Source organism: Marinobacterium sp. xm-d-530 (assembly GCF_013283365.1).
GTDB lineage: Bacteria > Pseudomonadota > Gammaproteobacteria > Pseudomonadales > Balneatricaceae > Marinobacterium_E.
This window is the reverse complement of record NZ_WBYM01000004.1, coordinates 111,194-128,888: the sequence shown is the minus strand read 5'-3', so window position 1 is coordinate 128,888 and position 17,695 is coordinate 111,194. Positions and strand designations below refer to the sequence as shown.

20 protein-coding genes are annotated in these 17,695 nt (G+C 48.7%); 9 read left to right on the top strand and 11 right to left on the bottom strand.

Translation table 11 applies throughout. From position 1 onward, the window contains the following. Window positions 1–47: 47 nt before the first annotated feature. Both alr and XMD530_RS07890 read right to left on the bottom strand, forming a co-directional pair. Window positions 48–1,115: an alanine racemase gene (alr, locus tag XMD530_RS07895; protein ID WP_173506996.1), complete on the bottom strand. Its 1,068-nt coding sequence runs from the start codon at window positions 1,113–1,115 to the stop codon at window positions 48–50. A gap of 2 nt (window positions 1,116–1,117) precedes the next feature. Beyond that, the gene (locus tag XMD530_RS07890; RefSeq protein WP_173481365.1) at window positions 1,118–1,507 is read right to left on the bottom strand and encodes a RidA family protein; all 390 of its coding nucleotides are present in this window, start codon (window positions 1,505–1,507) and stop codon (window positions 1,118–1,120) included. Window positions 1,508–1,616: 109 nt separating this feature from the next. Here XMD530_RS07890 and XMD530_RS07885 point away from each other — a divergent pair, with 109 nt between their 5' ends. After that, complete coding sequence (locus XMD530_RS07885; RefSeq protein WP_173506995.1) at window positions 1,617–2,381, top strand: TlyA family RNA methyltransferase; 765 nt, start codon at window positions 1,617–1,619, stop codon at window positions 2,379–2,381. 35 nt (window positions 2,382–2,416) lie between these two features. Here the strand turns inward: XMD530_RS07885 and ftsZ are convergent, their stop codons facing one another. From ftsZ to XMD530_RS07865, 4 genes are all read right to left on the bottom strand, one after another. Next, entirely contained in the window at window positions 2,417–3,622 is a 1,206-nt protein-coding gene (gene ftsZ, locus XMD530_RS07880; protein ID WP_173481367.1) for a cell division protein FtsZ, read from the bottom strand. A 65-nt stretch (window positions 3,623–3,687) separates the two neighbouring features. Continuing rightward, entirely contained in the window at window positions 3,688–4,965 is a 1,278-nt protein-coding gene (gene ftsA / locus XMD530_RS07875; protein ID WP_173481368.1) for a cell division protein FtsA, read from the bottom strand. 47 nt (window positions 4,966–5,012) lie between these two features. Further along, complete coding sequence (locus XMD530_RS11525) at window positions 5,013–5,474, bottom strand: Lrp/AsnC family transcriptional regulator (protein WP_173481369.1); 462 nt, start codon at window positions 5,472–5,474, stop codon at window positions 5,013–5,015. Between the two features lie 512 nt (window positions 5,475–5,986). Beyond that, complete coding sequence (locus XMD530_RS07865) at window positions 5,987–6,343, bottom strand: hypothetical protein (RefSeq protein ID WP_173481370.1); 357 nt, start codon at window positions 6,341–6,343, stop codon at window positions 5,987–5,989. 50 nt (window positions 6,344–6,393) lie between these two features. Between XMD530_RS07865 and XMD530_RS07860 the strand changes: the two genes are divergently transcribed. The 4 genes from XMD530_RS07860 (at window position 6,394) to XMD530_RS11515 (ending at window position 8,436) form a co-directional block, all read left to right on the top strand. Beyond that, window positions 6,394–6,705 carry a hypothetical protein gene (locus XMD530_RS07860; protein WP_173506994.1) on the top strand — a complete coding sequence of 104 codons (312 nt, stop codon included), beginning with the start codon at window positions 6,394–6,396 and terminating at the stop codon, window positions 6,703–6,705. 11 nt (window positions 6,706–6,716) lie between these two features. Next, window positions 6,717–7,367: an O-methyltransferase gene (locus XMD530_RS07855; protein WP_173481372.1), complete on the top strand. Its 651-nt coding sequence runs from the start codon at window positions 6,717–6,719 to the stop codon at window positions 7,365–7,367. Window positions 7,368–7,477: 110 nt separating this feature from the next. Then, the gene (locus XMD530_RS11520) at window positions 7,478–8,077 is read left to right on the top strand and encodes a hypothetical protein (RefSeq protein ID WP_371731748.1); all 600 of its coding nucleotides are present in this window, start codon (window positions 7,478–7,480) and stop codon (window positions 8,075–8,077) included. Next, window positions 8,071–8,436 (top strand): hypothetical protein, encoded by a 366-nt coding sequence (locus XMD530_RS11515; RefSeq protein ID WP_371731747.1) that lies wholly within the window; start codon window positions 8,071–8,073, stop codon window positions 8,434–8,436. The genes XMD530_RS11520 and XMD530_RS11515 overlap by 7 nt, the downstream gene beginning before the upstream one ends. Here the strand turns inward: XMD530_RS11515 and XMD530_RS07845 are convergent. From XMD530_RS07845 to XMD530_RS07825, 5 genes are read right to left on the bottom strand one after another with little or no spacing between them, the layout of a single operon-like run. Then, window positions 8,433–8,807, bottom strand: a complete 375-nt coding sequence (locus XMD530_RS07845) for a translation initiation factor Sui1 (protein WP_173481374.1) — start codon at window positions 8,805–8,807, stop codon at window positions 8,433–8,435. The genes XMD530_RS11515 and XMD530_RS07845 overlap by 4 nt on opposite strands. Window position 8,808: 1 nt before the next feature. After that, entirely contained in the window at window positions 8,809–10,128 is a 1,320-nt protein-coding gene (locus tag XMD530_RS07840; RefSeq protein WP_173506993.1) for a deoxyguanosinetriphosphate triphosphohydrolase, read from the bottom strand. A gap of 41 nt (window positions 10,129–10,169) precedes the next feature. Then, window positions 10,170–11,555, bottom strand: a complete 1,386-nt coding sequence (locus tag XMD530_RS07835; protein ID WP_173481376.1) for a deoxyribodipyrimidine photo-lyase — start codon at window positions 11,553–11,555, stop codon at window positions 10,170–10,172. A gap of 55 nt (window positions 11,556–11,610) precedes the next feature. Next, window positions 11,611–12,261 carry a ChrR family anti-sigma-E factor gene (locus XMD530_RS07830; RefSeq protein WP_173484611.1) on the bottom strand — a complete coding sequence of 217 codons (651 nt, stop codon included), beginning with the start codon at window positions 12,259–12,261 and terminating at the stop codon, window positions 11,611–11,613. Next, window positions 12,258–12,863, bottom strand: a complete 606-nt coding sequence (locus XMD530_RS07825; RefSeq protein ID WP_173481378.1) for a sigma-70 family RNA polymerase sigma factor — start codon at window positions 12,861–12,863, stop codon at window positions 12,258–12,260. The genes XMD530_RS07830 and XMD530_RS07825 overlap by 4 nt, the downstream gene beginning before the upstream one ends. A 162-nt stretch (window positions 12,864–13,025) precedes the next feature. Between XMD530_RS07825 and XMD530_RS07820 the strand changes: the two genes are divergently transcribed. Genes XMD530_RS07820 through XMD530_RS07805 form a run of 4 tightly spaced genes read left to right on the top strand, consistent with a single transcriptional unit; the run spans window position 13,026 to window position 17,682 of the window. Continuing rightward, window positions 13,026–14,384: an NAD(P)/FAD-dependent oxidoreductase gene (locus tag XMD530_RS07820; protein ID WP_173484610.1), complete on the top strand. Its 1,359-nt coding sequence runs from the start codon at window positions 13,026–13,028 to the stop codon at window positions 14,382–14,384. After that, a complete protein-coding gene (locus XMD530_RS07815) occupies window positions 14,384–15,178 on the top strand; it encodes a DUF1365 domain-containing protein (RefSeq protein WP_173506992.1) in 795 nt (264 codons plus the stop codon). The genes XMD530_RS07820 and XMD530_RS07815 overlap by 1 nt, the downstream gene beginning before the upstream one ends. Further along, window positions 15,165–16,400, top strand: a complete 1,236-nt coding sequence (locus tag XMD530_RS07810) for a cyclopropane-fatty-acyl-phospholipid synthase family protein (RefSeq protein ID WP_173506991.1) — start codon at window positions 15,165–15,167, stop codon at window positions 16,398–16,400. The genes XMD530_RS07815 and XMD530_RS07810 overlap by 14 nt, the downstream gene beginning before the upstream one ends. Next, window positions 16,372–17,682 (top strand): MFS transporter, encoded by a 1,311-nt coding sequence (locus tag XMD530_RS07805; protein WP_173506990.1) that lies wholly within the window; start codon window positions 16,372–16,374, stop codon window positions 17,680–17,682. Before XMD530_RS07810 ends, XMD530_RS07805 begins: the two co-directional genes overlap by 29 nt. Window positions 17,683–17,695 lie beyond the last annotated feature (13 nt).

The following is a 17,695-nucleotide window of genomic DNA, read 5'->3' as shown; positions in this document are numbered from 1 at the left end:
GACTGGCCTTCAGCCTGTCACCCGCTCTGACAGCGTTTTCCAGAGACTCACTCAGAATACCGCCTAGGAACACGCGCTGTTAGCCCCGCAAACAGCGTGTAGTCGATGGTATCGCAGCATTTAGCGACCCTATCCGCAAGTAACTGTTCATTGAACATGATCACCTCATCACCTACCGACACTGACGGCAAATCGGTCACATCAACGGTAATCATATCCATTGAGACACGACCGACGATCGGTGCTTCAACACCATTAACCAACACAGGTGTACCTTGCTTCGCTTGGCGCGGATAGCCATCGGCATACCCAATGGCGATCGTCGCAATTTTACGAGGTGATTCCGCGGTATAGGTTGCACCGTAACCCACCGACTCACCCGGTAAAATATCGCGCAACGCAATAATGGCTGTTTTCAGCGTCATAGCAGGCTGCAAACCTTGCAAACCCAGCTCACTCGGCGTTCCACCATAAAGCCCAATGCCTAGCCTCTGCCAACTATCAGAAGGCGTTGCTTGGGTAAAAATTCCGGCAGAGTTAGCAAAACTACTGAGGTTAGTTTTGACTGGATTAAACCGCGACTGTGCAACCTCATTACGAGGATGGGCAGGCTGATCGGCGCAGGCAAAGTGACTCATCATAACCGGTATAGGCAGTCCCTCTATAGAGGAGAACTGCTCCATTACACCCGCTACGGCATCTGCATCAAAACCGAGGCGATGCATACCAGAGTCCACTTTTAACCAGATCTGTGGTCGCCAATCGGTCGTCGACAGATAGCGAATTAGCCACTCAATTTGATAGTCACTGTGACAGACCACCCAAAAGTTTTGACGCTCACAAGAGGCTAACTCCTCCTCTGAAAAGCAACCTTCAAGCAGCAGAACAGGCGCTTTAAGGCCACCCTCACGCAGCTCTAGCGCTTCCTCGATAGAGGCAACACCAAAGGCATCGGCATCAGACTCTAAGGCTAGCGCCACCTTAACAGCGCCATGACCATAAGCATTCGCTTTAACCACGGCCAGAGTTTTGGCCTGCAGATTTTGCTGCTTGGCCAGTGCCAAATTATGTTTGAGGGCAGCTAAATCGATCTCAGCAACAAGAGGACGAGGCATGATTAGTCGGCTGTCACCATGATGGCATCGATCTCGATATCGACTGACTTAGGCAACTCTTTCACAGCAAACGCAGCACGCGCTGGATAGGGCTCGTCGAAGTAACGCGCCATCACCTCATTGACCTTGGCAAAGTGCGACATATCACTCAAAAGAATAGTCAATTTCACTGCTTCGTTGAGCGAGCCACCTGCCGCTTCAGCAATCGCTTTTAAATTTTCAAACACCTGAACGGCCTGCGCTTCGAAGCTTTCAGTCACCAGCTCCATCGATTCTGGAATCAAAGGAATCTGACCTGAGATGTAGACCGTGTTACCCACTTTGACAGCTTGTGAATAGGTACCAATGGCAGCCGGTGCATTGGGTGTAGAGATGGTGCTGCGATTAGACATGAAGCGCTCCTGATCAAGAATATTAAACTCAGGCCATTATCGCAGAGATCCTGGTTCTGACAAGTAGTAGAACTTTGTTTACTATTAGCCAACTAATTTGGGAGCCAAGATGAAACGCGCTGATCAACTACTGCTGGATAAAGGTCTGTGTGATAGTCGCACGCAAGCACAACGTACCATTAAAGAGGGGCGCGTTAGCTACCTTGATAAAGCCTGGCGCATCTTAAGCAAACCCGGCATCAAGCTTCCCGAGTCGACTGAGTTTCAGGTGACTCTGTCTGAAGTCGACCAGTACGTTTCGCGTGGTGCACTGAAACTGAAAGGCGCCGTTGAGATCTGCCAAATTGATCTTAACGATGTTCATGCCATCGATGTTGGACAATCAACCGGTGGCTTTACCGATTACCTCGTTCAACAGGGTGCCGCCTCTGTACTAGGTATTGAAGTGGGACATGACCAGCTGGCACAGAAGCTGAGATCCAACCCAAAGGTGACCTGCCTTGAAGGCTATAACGCGCGTGAACTCAAGCCTGAGCTAAAAGCATACAGCCCCACTGGACAGTTTGATCTAGCCGTTATGGATGTCTCATTCATTTCGCAAACCCTTATTTTGCCGGGACTTTGCCAACTACTGGACAGAGGGAGCTACCTAGTCACACTGGTGAAACCTCAGTTTGAGTTAGGAAAGGAGCACATAGGCAAGGGGGGAATCGTCAAATCGACGGATCTCTATAAAGAGCTGGAGGAGCGTTTTAAAACGCTGATGTCCGAGTTAGAGATGAGAGTAGTGACCTACATCGACAGCCCTATTAAAGGGGGTGATGGGAATCACGAGTTTCTGCTCGTCGCAGTAAAAGACCCGCTCACCCAATAATGGGGAGCGGGAAACCTGGACGGTTTAAAACTTAATTAATCGGCCTGACGACGCAGGAAGGCTGGGATATCCAAGAACTCCATATCATCAGTACCGGTTTTCTGTTGTACTGGCTCTTCCATCTCAACCGCCTGCTCGGCTTGTTGAGCCTGACGATTACGGATTACTGTTGGCAACTCAAGCTGGCTGAAATCAGAGGCCGTAGGTGGCGCCGTTTTCACCTCTACTTGAGTTGGACCACCGGTTGTCACATCACTGTTTACAACACGGGCACCCGCCTGTTGAGCCTGAGCTAAACCAGTCGCTACTACCGTGACTTTGAGCTCTTCACTCATATCTGGATCGATAACGGTACCGACCACAATGGTCGCATTGTCTGACGCGTACTCTTCAACAATTTCACCCACTTCAGCGAACTCACCCAGGCTAAGGTCCATACCCGCTGTGATGTTCACCAAAATGCCACTTGCGCCTTTCAGATCAACATCTTCAAGCAGTGGACTCTTAATCGCCGCTTCCGTCGCTTCTGCTGCACGCTCATCACCACGTGAATGACCAGTACCCATCATGGCCATGCCCATTTCAGACATCACCGTACGAACGTCTGCAAAGTCGACGTTGATCATACCCGGACGGATAATGAGGTCAGCAATGCCTTGAACGGCGCCCTTAAGTACATCGTTGGCTTCACCAAAGGCTTTGATCAAGCTGGTGTTTTTACCTAGGACAGGAAGCAGTTTCTCGTTAGGAATAATAATCAGAGAGTCGACCTGCTCCTGCAGCTCACGAATACCCTCTTCCGCGATCTTCATGCGTTTTTTGCCTTCAAATGGGAAGGGTTTAGTGACGACCGCCACCGTAAGAATTCCCATCTCTTTAGCCACTTCGGCAACGATCGGTGCAGCACCCGTACCGGTACCACCACCCATGCCTGCAGTGATGAAGACCATGTCGGCACCACGCAAAGAGTCGGCAATCTGTTCACGGTCAGAGACTGCTGCTTGACGACCAACATCTGGGTTAGCGCCAGCACCCAAGCCTTTCGTCATATCACCACCGATATGAAGGGCTGTACTAGCGGCCATTTTTCCAAGTGCCTGAGCATCGGTATTGGCACAGATGAAATCTACACCCTCTACATCCGACGCGACCATGTGGTTGACTGCGTTACCGCCACCACCACCGACACCGACAACTTTGATTACTGCGTTCTCGTTTGTATCTTCTACTAACTCAAACATATCTTCCTCCAGGTTTTATGTAAGGCAGGCCCGATCTTTGCCGGTTACTGCCCACTAAGCTCTGATTAAAAGTTACCTTTTAACCAAGATTTTGTTTTAGAGACCCACCCTTCTGATGGCTCTTTTTTAACTCGTTTTTTCTCGGGCTGATGCTCAGCAATATCGTCCGGCATCAAACCAAAATCGGTCATTGTTTCGGCATCCACATGCTGATCAAGGTCGTTATCCGCCGAGTAGAGCAACAGACCAATCGCCGTTGCGTAGATAGGGTTACTCAACAGATCATCAACACCGCCTACACCCGTTGGCTTAGCCAAACGAACAGGCATGTGGAATATCTCTTCAGCGAGCTCAACCGCGCCTTCCATCTTCGAAGTACCGCCGGTCAGGACGATGCCGGCTGCCGCTAGATCTTCAAACCCACTGCGGCGAAGCTCTTGCTGAACTAGGGTAAACAGCTCTTCATAACGCGGCTCCACCACTTCAGCCAGAGCTTGGCGTGATAGATCTCGCGCAGGACGATCACCGACGCTTGGAACTTTGATCGTCTCATCAGCACGCGCTAACTGCGCCAATGCACAGGCGTACTTCATTTTGATCTGATCGGCATGCTGCATTGGGGTGCGCAATGCCATGGCAATATCATTGCTGACTTGATCGCCCGCAACAGGAATCACAGCTGTGTGACGAATTGAACCTTGAGTAAAGATCGCGATATCGGTGGTACCACCGCCGATATCAACCATGCAGACACCCAGATCCTTCTCATCATCAGTCAACACCGCGTAACCCGATGCCAACTGCTCAAGAACTACGGCATCGATCTCAAGACCACAGCGGCGAACACACTTCTCAATATTCTGAATGGCGTTAGTCGCACCGGTAATCAGATGAACCTTAGCTTCCAAACGCACACCGGACATGCCAAGCGGCTCTTTGATGCCCTCTTGGTTATCAATCAAATACTCTTGCGGAAGGATGTGCAGAATGCGCTGATCCGCCGGAATCGCGACCGCTTGAGCAGCCTCAATGACACGCTCTACGTCTGATTGAGTCACCTCTTTACTCTGCAGAGCAACAATACCGTGTGAGTTTTGACTCGCAATATGGCTACCAGAGACGCCCACACTGACTGAGTGAATTTTGACTCCCGCCATCAACTCAGCCGCTTCAACCGCTCGCTGGATCGACTGCACAGTAGATTCGATGTTAACGACCACACCGCGTTTTAAACCGCGTGATGGGTGAGAGCCGACGCCCACGACCTCAATATCACCGTCCGTACCGATCTCGGCCACCATACAGACGACCTTAGAGGTACCGATATCAAGAGCTACAATCATTTTTGAATCCACGATTCACACCCAATTTTCATTACGTTTAACCATTGTTATGCGCTCTCCGGCGCGTACTCCAAGTGATTGACGATTTCGCGTAAAGCAAACGACGTCTGCATACGTGAAACATGCGGTAAATCACTCAAAACCTTTCGGCGCAACCGTTCAAAGTCACGCAAATCTCTTGCTGCTACCTTTAATAGATAATCCGCATCGCCGCTCATTAGGTAACAGGATCTGACACTCGGGACCTTAGCAACCGCACGCTCAAACTCTGATTGAGCCGCATCAGACTGGCTATCGAGCGTAATTTCAACCATGACGGTGGCGGTATAACCAACCTTATCGGGATCTACGAGTGCGGTGTAACCAGAAATGATGCCGTCTTTTTCTAGACGTGCGATACGGCGAGACACGGCCGAGCCTGAGAGACGAACGCTATCCGCGATCTCATTCGTGGTGCGACGTCCATCTTGCTGGAGCGCACGAATTATCTCCCAATCTTTTGCATCCACAGATTACAAATCCTAAAGCCAGTGATGACGATTAAATCGTCCATTGCTCAAAATATACACAACCCAACCAAGCATTCCAACACTTAACGCAAAATATTTGCGTTTATCTTTAATTTAATGACAAATTTTTGCAAAAACTACCAATGCAACCCATATAAATCATATAAATAACAATATTTTATAATTTACGCACAAATTTTGCGTCATTATTGAGAAATAAACAGTAACTTAATTATATTTACAAAAAATTAACGAAACTAATGCAAATTATAGATATGAAACAACAATACTAACACACAAATAAAACGCCAATAATTTTTAATTTATGCAAAATATTTGCATTAAAATTAGATTGTAAGCACAAAATCAAAATATATTATTGATAACCGGCAAAAAACACTCTCTTAGGTTTACATTAGATTTACACATAACATCGCAACATTTTTGCGTCATAAGAACTAAAAACAAAAAACGCAGCCGAGGCTGCGTTTTTAGGTAGGACAAATTAACGATTAGGGCCAGTAGATATAGAGCACCGCAATAGAGGCCAAGGTAGCAGGAACTGTTAAGAATAGTGCCTTGGTAGCACCGATCAATTTGACCACCAATAACTGATGCACGATCGGGAAGGTGATGAACATTGAGCTCAATGGAATCGACCAGTGCAAGGTCTGAAATCCATAGGCCAGAGAACCCACCAGCGTTAGCGCAGCAAGATTACCGAGCACCACCATCATGACCATATTCTGCTTCACCGCAAACCATGCAGGACGATCAGATTCTGGCATTTTGTTGATGGCACCTACACTCAGCGCAGCCGACATTGAGAAGACGCCGGTTAACAGAAAGATGTATAGCGATTCGTTCATAGTTATAATCTCCTTTTAGCGATATTGTACGGACCTGCACAGAGATTAAAATGAAAGTTAGACAAATAATTTTAGGATCGCTCGCTGCACTTGCACTCACTCCAACCGCCAACGCTCTTAGCGATGAAGGAAAGCACTGGGTGTGCGAAACCGAGTCTCTCTATCGCTCGCTGTTGAGCGCACGTCTGTATGGAGTGGGCAAGGAGCCAGAACAGGGCTGCCAAACCCTACCTACCGGTGTCGCAATCAGCCAGCAAAGCTGCATTGAGTCTGATATTAAACTTTGCCAATACCTTTGGACCGAAGATGGAAAGAGCGTCACCATGTGGGGCAGCGCCATCATCTCCACCGTTAATCAATAACTGAGTATCCCATGCCTGACTTTCTCGTCGACGAACAGGTCGAAGACTATGCCTTTATCTCTACTTCAGCAGAGCCCGAACTCCTGCAGGAGTTGATCGACCAAACCAACCAAAATATGGGATGGCCACAAAAGCTATCTGGCCGCCTGGTCGGCCGAACACTTAAGATGCTCTCTGCGATTGCTCAGCCGAAACGCGCCCTTGAAATTGGTATGTTCACAGGCTATTCAGCGCTATCCATTGCGGAAGGCATGCCGGATAATGGCAAGCTTATCTGCTGTGAAACCAACCCACGCGCGATCGACTTCGCAAAAACCTTTTATGAGCGAAGCGAACACGGCAAAAAGATTGACGTGATCTTTGGTCCTGCCATCGACACCCTTGAAACTCTTGCAGATCAACTTGATGGCCCATTGGATTTCACCTTTATCGATGCCGACAAACGCAACTACCTAAACTACTACTTAAAGGTTAAAGAGCTGACTCGCCCAGGTGGCTTAATCGTACTTGATAACGTGCTCTGGTCTGGCAAGGTCATTCAACCAGAATCCGATATCGATGATGTGTTAGTTGAAACAAACCGACTGATTGCAGAGGACCCCGAGGTGGAAAACGTCTTTCTGACTCTGCGCGACGGTGTCAACGTCGTTCGAAAGCTCTAAATTGAACGTCATGCATATCTTAAGAAAAAAATTTCATGGGATATGCAATTTTCATGAAATCCACTCACGTTTATACTAAGCCACACTTAAAAGAAGCAATTGGAATAGAGATGAGCTGCTCACTTCAGGACAAATTAATCGGTACGGACCAAGGGGTTTATGTCATCGGTACTACCCCACCCAAAATGGGCACCGAAGATGAAGTGATGTCAGGCATTGCTGACAAGCTGCTGGAACGACTCGACCGTATCGCGTTCGATGGCATTATCGTTTATGACATTCAGGACGAGAGCACTCGCATCGACACACCTCGCCCATTCCCCTTTGCTCAAACACGTGACCCGCGCCACTACGCTAAATTGCTTCACGAAAAGAGCGGCTGCGGAACCATCACCTACAACAGTGTTGCTCAAGGTAGTCGACAAGAGTTTGAAGAGTGGGTAGAAGAGACGACTGAGACCTACCACCAGAACAATATCGTCCTGGTTGGCGCCCCCTCCTCGGAAGGTGACTACAAGTTCAGTTTGAATGATGCCTACCAATCACTGGAAGAGTCTCATAAAACAATTGCCCTTGGCGGTGTCTGTATCGCAGAGCGCCATCAGAAAAAAGGCGATGAACACGAGCGCATGGTGACCAAGCAGAAAGAGGGCTGTCACTTCTTCATCTCCAAGCGGTTTATAACGCACAAGCGACCATCGACATGCTGACCTCCTATGCTCGTCGCTGCAAACAGCTCGATATGGAGCCGGCACGAATCATTTTGACTTTCACACCTTGTGGCAGTGAGAAGACCCTTGAGTTTATGAAGTGGTTGGGTATTTCGGTACCAGAGGCGACCAGCTACCGAATTTTGGATGCCGATCAGCCACTTAAAGAGTCTATTAAGATCTGTTACACCAACTTGCAGATGATTTTGGAATCTTGCGCCGAATTGGATCTACCGCTGGGCTTAAATATCGAGAGTCTTACGAACCGCAAAGAGGAGATTGATGCGGCAATACAGCTTTACTCTTTGCTGCGCGCCCGAATGGAACTAGCACTCTCGGAGCGAGCAATCGGCCTCTAACCGCCCGCTAACTTAACGGTAAAACCCTCTTTCTCTAAGAGGGTTTTAAGTTTGTCGCGGTGATCACCTTGAATCTCAATAATTCCCTCTTTGACAGCACCGCCTGAACCACACCCCTGCTTCAACTTTTTCAGAAGCGTCTTTAATTCAGACTCAACTCTTGGCACACCGGAAATGGTAGTGACGGCTTTGCCTTTTCGCCCAGAGGTTTCACGACGAATGCGAACTACCCCATCCATTGCGGCAATGCGCGTCTGCTCTGCCTGCTCTGAACAGATACAAGCGGTTAACGCTTCGCCACAATCAGGACAGAGGTTACCTTTTTCCGTGCTGTAGACGAGTCGACTAAGCTGATCTTGAAGTGATGCCATATTAAACCTTTATTCCTCCACCGATCTGTCGAGCAAGGTAGCTTGCATAGGAGTCGGTCATACCGCTAATAAAGTCCAAGGCACGCATGTAGCCTTGATAGAGCGACTCACCCGAAGAGGGGGCATGAATCCCCATCAGACCGATAATCTTTTCACTGCGATAACAGAGATCTTCTCCCTGCTTTTGGTGCTGCTCCCAGACCGCCTCGATAAAAGCCTCAACCAACACACCTAGAATAGTATAGGCACCCACCTCTAGCTCTGCTTTTCGATTGTCTGGAAAGACCCGCTCTTGGGCGATACGTTTCGCTGCAGCCAACCCATCTCTAACCATGGGATCGCCATCACTGAGAAGCTCACCCTGATATTGACCTGACAAGATCTCTGGCAGCTGATCGGCAAACACCTGCACCGCTGAGTCGACCATGTTCTCCATCGCTCGACCACGAAGTGCCGAAATCTTACGTCGTGCAGAGGCCTGGGTCGCGAAGATCTCATCATCAAACTCCAGGTCGCCGCAGAGCGTTAACAAGATAGGTTTAACCTCATCGAAACTAAGCAGGTTCAACTCAATAGCATCTTCAAGATCCAATATGGCGTAACAGATATCATCCGCCGCCTCCATTAGGAAGTTCAGAGGGTGACGCGCCCAGCGATCCTCTTCAAGCTGAGGCAGACCAAGATCTTTGGCCAGTGATGCTACTAAAGGAAGTTCCGCTTGATAACAGCTGAACTTACCCTTCTTACCACCGTGACGAGCTGTCCAAGGGTATTTCAATAGTGTTCCTAGAGTTGGGTAGGTTAAGCGCAGACCACCATCAAAGAGATGGTTCTCGATCTTGGTGACGACCCTGAGCCCCTGCGCATTACCTTCAAAGGTTTTTAGATCTAAAAACTCGCCTTCAGAGAGCTGCGAGAAACGCTGATCCTCTTGACGCTGACGGAACCAATCACGAATGGCGTACTCGCCAGCATGACCAAAAGGGGGGTTACCAATATCGTGAGCCAGACAGGCCGACTGCACAATCATCCCCAAGTCATCAGGCGATATGCCCTTTGGCAGCTGATCAGCAATCAACTCGCCGGCACGAATGCCCAGACTACGCCCAAGACTGCCTACCTCAATGGAGTGAGTCAGACGAGTATGGATGTGATCGTTGAGGGACATAGGGTGCACTTGCGTCTTACGACCCAAGCGACGGAAAGCACTACTAAAGATGATTCGGTCATGATCTTTGTGGAAGTGGCTTCGACCCTGCTCCGCCGATTCTACTTCGTCGTGACCATAACGTTTGCGCGTTAGCAGCCTTTCCCAATCCATTTACACTCTCCCAAAAAACTTGGAAGGAAGTGTGCCAGATCCTAGCCCTCTTTATAAGCGTCCAACGCGCGTTTTCGCTCAAGAGAGTAATCAATGATCGGCGCGGGACGACCAAACGCCTGCCCTGCCCCCGGCTTATGACGCTCTTTAGGCGGTAGCGCGGCCAGCTCTGGCAACCACTTCACAAGAAATTCACCTTTGGCATCGAACTTCTCGCTTTGCGCAGTCGGGTTGAAGATTCGAAAATAGGGAGCGGCATCAGCACCCACTGAAGCAGACCACTGCCAACCACCGTTGTTGGATGGGAAATCAGCATCAATCAGATGCTCCATAAAGAACTTCTCACCGCGGCGCCAATCGATGCCAATTAATTTAGTTAAAAAGCTGGCCACGACCATACGCAGTCGATTGTGCATCCAACCTGTTGTTAACAGCTGTTTCATCGCTGCATCGACAATCGGAAACCCTGTCTCACCCTGACACCAAGCCTGCCACAGCGGCTCACGATCCAACCACTGAATCTTCTGCTCAGTTTCTGGTCTAAACGGCTCAAGTTTAGACAGCTCTGGAAACGCAACCGTCAGGTGACGATAGAACTCACGCCAGATGATCTCATTGAGCCAACTGCTCTCTAACCAGCCATCGTTCTCACGCTCCTGTCTTTGAACATGCATCAACTGTAGTGGTGACACAGCACCAATGGTCAAGTAAGGCGATAACTGGGAGGTCCCGTTGATTGCTGGAAAGTCACGATGCTCTTTGTAATCCAACTCCCGTTCACGGACAAACTCGTAGACACGTTCACGGATCGCTTCGGTCTCAACGGGCCACAACTCTTTATCATAGGACAGTGGGCGCCAGCCAAGATCATCTGGAATCTCATCCGAGGGAACAGAGGCAGCTGGAAAAGGGATGTTCATCGCTTTAATTAGGTAGTCAAATCGAGGTAACGCTGCCCGCCATGCACGCGAGAATGGGGTATAGACTTTAAAGTCTGTGCCCGTTTGAGTTTTAACCTCACCCGGTGGAATGATCACCTCACCATGAAAGCCCTGACAGCTCACATCGGGTTGAAGGGCTGCAACGACTGCATCATCGCGCAACTGCTCATTTAGTGGATACTCGTGATTGAAGAAAAAGTGAGTTGCTGACAACTCTGTTGCCAGGTTTCTAATGGCACTGGCACAGTGATCAAAGTGCCCTGCCTGAATCACTTTTAAAGGCACATTCAGAGATTCAAGCTCGCCTTTAACCTGCAGTAACCGATCTCGCCATAGCCCCATACGTTGAGGCGATTCGTTATGTTCCGACCAGCTCTCATGAGTCAGACAGACAAGGGCCACCGTGGCCAATCCATTACGTTGCGCAGCTTCCAATGCTGGGTTTGCGGCTACTCTAAGGTCATTGCGAAACCAGACGATATTCATGTTTTCCCCAAAAAAAAGACCGGCTTTAAAACCGGTCTTCTTATTTCAATAGTGATTACAGACCAATGAATGGCTGAGCCAGACGACCCATAATACCTGTAAATTTAAGTGGCGCTTCAGTTGCGATCAGACAGATGCACTCAGAACCGGTATCAACGATCGGCTGGTGTTTGATCTCTTCATCAAGATCTGCGACATCGCCCTGACAGAAACGCCCCACATCGTCACTGTACGAGCCACGAAGGATCATCGTCAGCTCATTACCCTTGTGGGTATGGTGCGGCACAGAGACGCCAGGCTGAATTCTAAGAAGACGACACGCTCCCTCTCCAGGGAAATTAAAATCGTAATGTTGCACACCCGGGCCAAGACGCTTCCACTCAATGGCATCCAGGTCAGATCCGACAATTTGCGCCAGAGGTTCTGGAACTTCTGCACTGCCTTTGACTTTGACAGCTCGTTCAGCAACCACCTCTTCGCTACCATCGAGCATACCCAAAATGGAGTCTAAAGAGCCTTCGCTCATCGCTTGCGGTTGGATGTCAGAAAGTAACTCACCGCCGATACACTCTGCTTCCCACGCTTTAGTTTGACAGGTCTTGCACCAGTGAAGATGACTATCAACCAACAGTGTCATACCATCAGACAGCGCGCCGGCGGCACGTGCCATAAGGGTAGCATCGTCAAGATGATGACTTATTTTCACTCTTCTTCTCCCCAATGAGCTTTGAGTTTGCTGAATGCCAATCTCAATCTCGATTTAACGCTGCCGAGCGGTATACCTAACTGCTCGGAAATTTCTGAATGACTCTTACCCTCATAATATGAGAGGTAGAGAACCTGTGCCTGAGCTTCAGGCAACTTGGCGATGGCTCCACTCATTCTCTCTTCAAGAACGGCATGCTCGCCGTAATGACGTTGATCGGGATCGATCTCTTCTTCAGGTAACTCGTATTCAACCGCTTTCTCTCTGCGAAGGCGATCGATGCATTGGTTTCTTGCCAATGTGAAAATCCAGGTACTGGCACTGGCTTTGCTGCGCGTGTACAGGTGCGCTTTACGCCATACGGCCAGCATCGATTCCTGTGTCAGCTCTTCGGCTGCCGCTACCGGCATTCCAAAACGGATAATGTACGCTTTCACTCTGGGTGCAAAATGTTCGTATAAGCGGCTGAAATCCACTTTACTGCGGGTTTCAGAAAGCGACGCGAGCAGGTCTGACCATGCATCCCGCTCCTTCTTCTTTTTTTGCTCCGCTATTGCCACTGCTGCAGTCACATCAGTTTCCTCGGATCTGTTATCAGTCATCGCTTTCACTACGTTAGAGGGTTTATAAATGGATCACATTTTGAACAGTAAATAGTAAAAATTGACCGTTGGCCACTTTTTTGAAAATAACCGACATCTTTTGATCTATCAAGGTAGACTGTTCGTAACGAAATTCAAGCTTGTTTTTGCATGGACTCAATAATGAATGTAAGGCCTTTAAAACCATTGAATATCGCAGTTATCGGTTCTGGTATCTCCGGATTATCCGCCGCCTGGCTTTTAAGTAAACGCCATAACGTTTCACTTTTTGAAAAAGATGATCGCCTTGGCGGCCACTCAAATACCGTTGAGATCGACACTCCCGAAGGCAACGTTCCGGTGGATACAGGGTTTATTGTATTCAACCCCGTTAACTATCCCAATCTGGTCGAGTTCTTCAAATATCTCGAAGTAGACACTACCGATACCAATATGACCTTCGGCGTCTCACTAGAGAAAGGCAAAGTGGAGTATAGTGGCTCTGGCTTGGGCGGCTTTTTTGCACAGCGCCGCAACCTCCTCTCTTTTAAACATTGGGGTCTACTTCGTGAGATCTTAGCTTTTTACAAAGATTCTGATCGACTCCATAACGACCCTAGTCTGGCCGAATTAACGCTTGGACAGCTTTTGGAGCGCGAGGGTTACAGTCAAACCTTCATTAATGAGCACCTTCTGCCCATGAGCGCTGCAATCTGGTCAACGCCCATGGATAAGATGCTGGACTACCCTGCAGAGACCTTTATGCGTTTCTGCATGAACCATGGTCTCGTTCAAGTGAAGGACCGCCCACAGTGGCGTACAGTGATAGGTGGTAGTCGCCAATACGTTAATAAAATCGCTGAGCAACTGGGTGATGGCGTCATCTTGAATGCTCGCGTACACCGTGTCGAACGCGATGCTGACGGAGTTACTCTGATCGATCACCACGGACAGAAGCGTCGCTTCGACCAGGTGGTATTTGCCTGTCATGCTGATCAGACCCTTGAGATGCTGTCTGACGCAACACCGGAAGAGCAGCGACTTCTGAGCGCCTTTCCTTACCAACGCAATCGTGCGCTGTTACACACTGACACTAACCAGATGCCAGTCCGTAAAGGTGCTTGGTCAGCTTGGAACTATCTGGCCTCAAGCGATCAAGGCGAAGGTGAGCTTGCAGTGACCTATTGGATGAACGCACTGCAGCCTCTGCAAACCAAACAAGATGTGTTTGTCACACTCAATCCTATCGAAGAACCTAAAGCCGATAAGATTCTTGGCAGTTTCCTATACGACCACCCTGCGTTTGATCAACGTTCCATTGAGGCACAGAAGGAGATTTGGGCCATTCAAGGTCAACAACGCAGTTGGTTCTGCGGTGCTTGGATGGGCTATGGTTTCCACGAAGATGGTATCCAATCAGGCCTCGCAGTTGCGGAACAGCTCGGAGGCGCTTTGCGACCTTGGACCGTCGACAACCCCAATGGACGTATTCATGTTCAAGAGCCCGTTAGAACAACACAAACATCCGAGAGCGCAGCCTAATGTTTAGCTCCGCGCTCTATGAAGGCAAGGTGATGCATCACCGCTTCAAGCCTAAGCGTCACCGTTTCATCTACTCAGTTGCCTCAATGTTGATTGACCTTGATGAGCTAGATAGCCTCGACGTTAATCTGACTCTGTTCTCAAAAGAGCGTTGGAATCTATTTAGCTTTAAAAACCGTGATCATGGCGAAGGGAGCGACCGAGACCTCGCTGAACAGGTGAGAGAGCAGCTGCTGCAATACGAGCTGTCTGAGTATGGTCACAGTATCAAATTACTCTGCTACCCCAGAATGTTTGGGTACGTCTTTAATCCACTCAGTGTCTTCTACTGTTACGACTGTGACGGCAACCTTGGTGTCATTCTTTACGAAGTAAACAACACCTTCGGTGAACGACACAGCTACCTGATCCCAACCAACAGTAAGAGTGATCAGATTCGTCAAAGCAGTGAAAAGAGCTTTTACGTCTCTCCATTTATGCCTATGAAGGCGCCCTATCAGTTTCGCATGCTGGCACCCCATCAGCGAGTCTCTGTCTGCATTCGACAGTCCGACTCAGAAGGGTCCCTTCTGCACGCCACCTTTACTGGTAAACGAACTGAGCTGACGAACAGAACACTGCTAAAAGTCCTGTTTAAATACCCTTTGATGACCTTCAAAGTGATTGCTGGCATTCATTGGGAAGCGCTCCAACTCTGGCTTAAACGCGTACCACTTCAAAAACGAGTCAAAGGTACGACTCATCAAGTGGTTTTAATCGATAATAAAACGAGGGTTTCTGATGCGTCCTTCTGAATACACTACGACCCTTTCCAACCAGCAGCTGTCGTCTCTCGGTTGGTTCAACCGTCGCGCATTGAATCTGTTGCACAAAACACTCGATGGACAGATTAAAGGGCGACTGACTCTTGAGCTACCCAACGGCATGATTCATGACTTTGGCCAGCAGACAGATAATGAACATCACGCCATCATTAAGATTAATAGCTTTAAATCCTTGCGTCGTCTTGTCCGAGGTGGATCTATCGGCTTTGCAGAGAGCTTTATGGATGGCGAGTGGCAAACACCCGATGAGGTCAGCGTTATTCGCTGGGCTCTAGCCAACGAAAACTTAGTGAATGACATCCTAAAGGGCCACCCCCTTCTGCGTTTATTCAATCGTTTAAGCCACTTAGGCCGTGCGAATACGAAAAAGGGCAGCCGCAAAAATATTGCTTACCACTACGACCTAGGCAACGACTTCTATGCTCAGTGGTTAGACCCAAGCTTCACCTACTCCTCAGCTCTGTTTGAGAGTGATGAGACACTGGAAGAGGCACAACTCAACAAGTACCGAACCATTTGCCAGATGTTAGATCTTAAGGCCGGTGAGCATGTGCTTGAGATCGGATGTGGCTGGGGTGGTTTTGCTGAGGTAGCGACCAAAGAGTTTGGCGCCAAGGTAACAGGAATCACTCTATCAAAAGAGCAGCTCGCATTTGCCAAAGATCGAATGAGTCGCTTAGGTTTAAACAATCAGGCGGACCTACAGCTTATCGATTACCGTGACATCCAAGGTGAATACGATCACATTGTCTCAATAGAGATGTTTGAAGCGGTCGGCGAAGAGCACTGGCCAACCTACTTCGAGACTCTAAAAAAACGTCTTAAGAAAGGGGGAAGCGCGGTCCTGCAAATTATTAGCATTGCCGATGATCGTTTTGAACAGTACCGCAGCTCTGCCGACTTCATTCAGCGCTACATATTCCCTGGCGGCATGCTACCAAGCCCTACCGCGCTAGAGGGAGAAATCTTGTTAGCGGATCTAAAACTCTGTGAACAGAAGTTGTTCGGTTTGGATTATGCCAAGACCCTAGAGATTTGGCGCCGAAACTTCTTAAACGCTTGGCCAAGCATCAAGGCGACCGAAGCGTTCGATGAGCGCTTTAGACGCATGTGGGTTTACTATCTAGCCTATTGTGAGGGTGGGTTTAGAGAGGGTTCGATTGATGTCGGACTCTACAAAATACAGCACTAAACTCTCGAAGAGCCAGATAGGATTTTATGCCCTTCCGGCTCTTCCGCTCTCACTTCCAACTCTAGCGCTCTATATCAACCTACCCACCTGGTACCACGAACAGTGGGGCTTATCGCTTGGTCTGATCGCGCTGATTCTTTTTTTTGCAAGAGCGTCAGATCTCGTCGTAGATCCCTTCATAGGGAAGTTAAATGACCGACTATCAGACACAACTCAAAGAGCGGTCATCATTGCAGGTGGGTTGATCTGTATCCCATCCTCACTTCTATTGATCTATCCCGCAGAATCCTTTGTTGCCATCTCTATGAGTCTAGGTTTAATAGGTCTCTTTTTTGGTTGGACGCTGATTCAAATCCCCTACCTAAGCTGGCTAGTACGTCTAAGCAGCGATGCACAAGAGCGCATAACGATCGCTTCGTTTAGGGAGTTTTTGGGGTTGATAGGCCTTCTGCTCTCCGCGCTCATACCTGCACTGATGGTCTATCTTGGTTACTCAAGCACCGAAGCACTCAGAGCCATTGTTTGGATTGCACTGCTACTGGGGTCCATCACACTGACACTATTGATGGCTAAGGTTCGTTTAAAACCTTTAAATAGAAAAGAGGACTCTCAAACAGATTCAGCCTCCACATGGCGACCGATTCAACGAAATCGCTTAGCAAAGAGACTGGCAATCTCTTGGTTTTTTAATGGTTTAGCGAATGGCGTTCCTGCGACGCTGTTTCCGCTCTACATCACAATGGTTCTTTTATTACCAGAGAGTGACCGAACACTCTACATTGCGATCTACTTTCTCTCTTGCATCCTCTCAATCCCAGTATGGATTAAGCTGACGCGAACCCTAGACCGAATCGATCTTTGGCGAACGGGTATGTTGATTAGTGCCGTCGTATTTGTACCCGCCAGTATGCTGGGTAGTGACACTGCTTGGTTATTCATTCCTATCTGTCTATTAACCGGTGCGATGTTGGGCGCTGATCTGGCGATACCCCATGCGATTCAGGCTGACGTCGCTGATTACCATCAGTGGCGATTTGGACAATCCCAAACCAATTTGCTCTTTGCACTGTGGAACATGATCACAAAACTGGCACTGGCACTCTCAGCCACCCTCGCCTTTGGTCTGCTTGAAATGGTGGGTCAAACACCCTTAGCGCTCGCATTGATCTACGCACTTATCCCCAGCGTATTTAAAGTCATAGCCGTGTTAGTGGTTCGCGATTTTAGGTTGAACGCCAACACACATAAGAGAATTAAAAAGCGTTTGGAGACCATCCGTTGAAAAAAACGATAGC

Coding starts and splice junctions, on each gene's coding strand:
- alr (WP_173506996.1), bottom strand. CDS start 1,115: ATGCCTCGTCCTCTTGTTGCTGAGATCGATTTAGCTGCCCTCAAACAT.
- XMD530_RS07890 (WP_173481365.1), bottom strand. CDS start 1,507: ATGTCTAATCGCAGCACCATCTCTACACCCAATGCACCGGCTGCCATT.
- XMD530_RS07885 (WP_173506995.1), top strand. CDS start 1,617: ATGAAACGCGCTGATCAACTACTGCTGGATAAAGGTCTGTGTGATAGT.
- ftsZ (WP_173481367.1), bottom strand. CDS start 3,622: ATGTTTGAGTTAGTAGAAGATACAAACGAGAACGCAGTAATCAAAGTT.
- ftsA (WP_173481368.1), bottom strand. CDS start 4,965: ATGATTGTAGCTCTTGATATCGGTACCTCTAAGGTCGTCTGTATGGTG.
- XMD530_RS07865 (WP_173481370.1), bottom strand. CDS start 6,343: ATGAACGAATCGCTATACATCTTTCTGTTAACCGGCGTCTTCTCAATG.
- XMD530_RS07860 (WP_173506994.1), top strand. CDS start 6,394: ATGAAAGTTAGACAAATAATTTTAGGATCGCTCGCTGCACTTGCACTC.
- XMD530_RS07855 (WP_173481372.1), top strand. CDS start 6,717: ATGCCTGACTTTCTCGTCGACGAACAGGTCGAAGACTATGCCTTTATC.
- XMD530_RS11520 (WP_371731748.1), top strand. CDS start 7,478: ATGAGCTGCTCACTTCAGGACAAATTAATCGGTACGGACCAAGGGGTT.
- XMD530_RS11515 (WP_371731747.1), top strand. CDS start 8,071: ATGCTGACCTCCTATGCTCGTCGCTGCAAACAGCTCGATATGGAGCCG.
- XMD530_RS07845 (WP_173481374.1), bottom strand. CDS start 8,807: ATGGCATCACTTCAAGATCAGCTTAGTCGACTCGTCTACAGCACGGAA.
- XMD530_RS07840 (WP_173506993.1), bottom strand. CDS start 10,128: ATGGATTGGGAAAGGCTGCTAACGCGCAAACGTTATGGTCACGACGAA.
- XMD530_RS07835 (WP_173481376.1), bottom strand. CDS start 11,555: ATGAATATCGTCTGGTTTCGCAATGACCTTAGAGTAGCCGCAAACCCA.
- XMD530_RS07825 (WP_173481378.1), bottom strand. CDS start 12,863: ATGACTGATAACAGATCCGAGGAAACTGATGTGACTGCAGCAGTGGCA.
- XMD530_RS07820 (WP_173484610.1), top strand. CDS start 13,026: ATGAATGTAAGGCCTTTAAAACCATTGAATATCGCAGTTATCGGTTCT.
- XMD530_RS07815 (WP_173506992.1), top strand. CDS start 14,384: ATGTTTAGCTCCGCGCTCTATGAAGGCAAGGTGATGCATCACCGCTTC.
- XMD530_RS07810 (WP_173506991.1), top strand. CDS start 15,165: ATGCGTCCTTCTGAATACACTACGACCCTTTCCAACCAGCAGCTGTCG.
- XMD530_RS07805 (WP_173506990.1), top strand. CDS start 16,372: ATGTCGGACTCTACAAAATACAGCACTAAACTCTCGAAGAGCCAGATA.